The 3617-nt window shown below is 74.2% G+C and carries 4 protein-coding genes; all 4 read right to left on the bottom strand.

Annotation, left to right across the window (positions count from 1 at the left end; all coding sequences use genetic code 11):
- Window positions 1-36: 36 nt before the first annotated feature.
- Complete coding sequence (locus D8M29_RS09720) at window positions 37-1104, bottom strand: acyltransferase family protein (RefSeq protein ID WP_127435584.1); 1068 nt, start codon at window positions 1102-1104, stop codon at window positions 37-39.
- 78 nt (window positions 1105-1182) lie between these two features.
- Complete coding sequence (locus tag D8M29_RS09715; protein ID WP_069941670.1) at window positions 1183-1488, bottom strand: hypothetical protein; 306 nt, start codon at window positions 1486-1488, stop codon at window positions 1183-1185.
- Between the two features lie 57 nt (window positions 1489-1545).
- Entirely contained in the window at window positions 1546-2235 is a 690-nt protein-coding gene (gene deoC / locus D8M29_RS09710) for a deoxyribose-phosphate aldolase (protein ID WP_127445932.1), read from the bottom strand.
- Window positions 2236-2255: 20 nt separating this feature from the next.
- Window positions 2256-3617: phospho-sugar mutase (locus tag D8M29_RS09705; RefSeq protein ID WP_148111569.1), on the bottom strand; the 1362-nt coding region annotated here is incomplete at its 5' end.

The following is a 3617-nucleotide window of genomic DNA, read 5'->3' as shown; positions in this document are numbered from 1 at the left end:
GGAACGGATTGCGGATCGGGGGGCGATGATCCCTGCTCATGGGTGTGTCCTCTCCGAGGCGGTCGTGACGCGCGGCAGCGCGGACGTGACGGGGTGCGGGGGCTCCACGTGTCGCAGGCGGTGCACCGGGTGCCAGCGGCGGCGCGCCCCCGTGAACGGCTTGGACAGGGGGGTGGCGAGCAGGGCGAGGCCTGCCAGCCAGCTGAGGGCGAGCGCGAGGGCGAACTTGGCGGCGTTGTCCTCCACGCCGTGGCGCGTGACCCACATCAGCACCCAGCCGTGCAGCAGCACCACCACCGTGCCCGTCCGGACCAGGGCGGTGATGGCGCGGCGCAGGGCTTGACCCGTCCCGGTGCGTCGGGCGAAGGAGCGCAGCAGTCTCTCCACCGTGGAACCGAACACGAGCACCATCCCCGCGGACATCAGGACGCCCACGACGGGGGTGAGCACCGGCGTACCGAAACCGCCGAACTTGATGTTGGGCGCCTCCAGGCCCAGCCGGACCGCGACCATCCCGAGCAGCACCAGGCCGACGCCGATGAGCGTCCGGTGGCGCCGCACGTGCGGCTGGACGCGGCGACGGAACGTTTCGCCGCTGAGGACGAACAGCAGGCAGGGCAGGGCCAGCCCGACGCCCAGCGGCGTGCGGGCGATCGCGGAGTCCGGCACGAGGTGGGCCCACGCCAGCCCGGCCAGGCCCACTGCCCAGGCGACGGCGGACGGGAAGCGCTCGAGGAATCGGCGCAGCACCGTGGTGAAGAACAGGACGGAGATGAACCAGAACGCCCACCACGGGGGCTCCTGGTCCGCGCCCCCGTACCAGCCGGTGATCATCAGGCGCCGCAGGAGGTCGGGGTCGTCGGCGAACCACGCGAACGCGGCCACGGACATGAGCGCCGCCCACACCAGGTACGGCACCATCAGGCTCCGGAAGCGGCCCCGCACGTCCTTGGCCCAGGGGCGGCCGCGCGTCCAGAAGTAGCCGGTGAGGAAGAAGAACAGCGGCATCCGCCAGATCTCCAGGTACCGGCTGAAGGTGAGGTCCGTCAGGTACGCGTGACCCAGCACCACCGCCGCGATGGAGACAAGCCGAAGGGCGTCCACCCCCGTGTTGCGGGTGGACGCCCTTCGGCGCGCGGCGGCCGGACGACCGGTGTCAGCGATCCTCGGCTCCGGGACGGCTCAGCGGTGCGCGGCGCCGGTCTCGACGGCGTGGGCGCCGGTGGCGGCGTGCTCGACGGCGGGACGGGTGTGGATGGCGGTGGTGTCCACGGTGTCGCTGCGGCCCAGGAACGTCTGGGGGATCATGAAGGCCACGGTGGCCAGGGCCAGCGCGATCAGGCCGGGGATCCAGACCGACTCGAGCGACCAGAAGCCCATGGCGTAGAGGCAGCCGAGGAGCGCGCCGTAGGCGACGATGAAGGCGATCAGGGAACCCCAGACGCCGCCCACGTTGGAGTGGTCGATGGCCTTGCCGTTGCGGATCACGTGATGCTCCTTCGGTGCGGTCCGGCCGGGGCAGACGCCCGGCCGAAGTGATGCGAGTCAGTCGGATCCCAGGATAGCAAGCGCGGAACTGGCCCCGATCCGGGTGGCGCCGGCCTCGATCATCGCCAGGGCGTCCTCGCGGGTGCGCACCCCGCCGGAGGCCTTCACTCCGATGTCCTCGCCCACGGTGCGGCGCATCAGCGCGACGTGCTCGACGGTGGCGCCCGCGGTGGAGAAGCCCGTGGAGGTCTTCACGAAGTCCGCCCCGGCCTCGACCGCGGCCTCGCAGGCCAGGACGATCGCGTCGTCGTCCAGGAGGGCGGTCTCCACGATCACCTTGAGCAACGCCCCGCCATCGCCCGCGGGGCCGTCCGCGTGGGCGGCCTCGGCCACGGCGCGGACGTCCGCGACGAGCCGGGCGCGGTCCCCGGCGCGGGCCGCGGCGACGTCGAGGACCATGTCCACCTCGTCCGCGCCGGCGTCGATCGCCTGCCGGGCCTCGAAGGCCTTGACCTCCGAGGTGTTGGCGCCGAGGGGGAAGCCGATCACGGTGCAGGTCAGCACGTCCGAGTCCGCGAGCTCGGCGGCCACCAGCGGCACCCACACGGGGTTGATGCAGACGCTCTTGACCCCGGCCTCGCGGGACTCGGCCACGAGGCGGCGCACGTCCGCCTCCGAGGTGTCGGCCTTCAGGGCGGTCGCGTCGATGTACTTCGCCAGCTCGGCGGTGGTGAGGGAGACGGTCATGCCCACCAGCCTACCGAGGCTCAGCCGCCCACGAGGGCCGTCACCTCGGCCCGCAGCGCCTCGAGCCGCTCGGCGGCCGCGGCCGGGTCGGCGTCCCGGGTGCCGAGGTAGCACTTGAGCTTCGGCTCGGTGCCGGAGGGACGCACGAGCACGCGGGTGCCGGAGTCGGTGGCGAACAGCAGCGCGTCCGTGGGCGGCAGCCCGTCCCCGCCGGCGGCCAGGTCCGGGCGCACGGTGACCGGCTCGCCCGCGAGCGTGGCCGGCCCCTGCCGACGCAGGGCGGTCATGGTGCGGGCGATCAGGGACAGGTCCGCCACGCGGACCGAGACCTGGGCGCTGGGCATGGCGCCGGTGACCGCGTCGACGTCGGCCAGGGCGTCCATCAGGCCGCGTCCCTGCGCCGTGAGGGCGGCGGCCAGCTCCGCGGCCATGAGGGCGGCCGTGATGCCGTCCTTGTCCCGCACCATGTCCGGGTCCACGCAGTAGCCGAGGGCCTCCTCGTAGCCGAAGCCGAGGTCCGGGGCGCGGGAGATCCACTTGAAGCCGGTCAGCGTGACGTGGTGCGTCACCCCGTTCGCCTCCGCCAGGGCGGCCAGCTGCGGGGAGGAGACCACGGAGTTCGCGGCGCTGCGGCCGGCCGCGTGCAGGGCCGGCATCGCGTGCGCGCCCAGCAGCGTCCCGACGGCGTCGCCCGAGAGCATCCGCCACGTGCGGACGCCGTGCGCGTCGGTGACGGGCGCGGCCAGGGCCAGGCGGTCGGCGTCGGGGTCGTTGGCGATCACCAGGTCCGCGTCCACCTCGGCGGCCAGGGCGAGGGCGAGGTCCATCGCCCCCGGCTCCTCCGGGTTGGGGAACGCGACCGTGGGGAAGGCCGGGTCCGGGGCGGCCTGCTCGGCCACCACGTGGACGGGGCCGAAGCCGGCGTCCTCGAGCAGGCCCGGGACCACGGCGCCGCCCACCCCGTGCAGGGGCGTGTAGACCACGCGCAGGTCGCGGTGGCCGTGCCGGTCGTCGTCGAGCACGCCGAGGGCCGCCGTGCGGTAGGCCTCCAGCAGGTCCGGCCCGGCCACGGTCCAGCCGTCGTCGGCGAGCGGGATGTCCGCGGCCCATGCCGCGTGGTCGATGCGGGCGGCGATCTGCGCGTCCGCGGGGGAGACGATCTGCGCCCCCCGACCCGCCTCGTCCGTGAGCCGCCCGCCGAGGTAGACCTTGTAGCCGTTGTCCGCGGGCGGGTTGTGGCTGGCGGTGACCATCACGCCCGCGTCCGCGCTGAGATGGCGCACCGCGAAGGCGAGCACCGGCGTCGGCAGCGCCTCTGGCAGCAGGACGGTCTGCACGCCCGCGGCCGTCAGGACGGCGGCCGTGTCCGCGGCGAAGGCGGA

This window comes from Micrococcus sp. HSID17227 (genome assembly GCF_003989405.1).
Classification (GTDB): Bacteria; Actinomycetota; Actinomycetes; order Actinomycetales; family Micrococcaceae; genus Micrococcus; species Micrococcus luteus.
Note: the sequence above shows the minus strand (reverse complement) of the source record. Positions and strands in the feature narration are given on the sequence as shown.

Bases quoted from the DNA above. Each gene is read 5' to 3' on its own strand.
- deoC (WP_127445932.1), bottom strand. From the start codon at position 2,235: ATGACCGTCTCCCTCACCACCGCCGAGCTGGCGAAGTACATCGACGCG.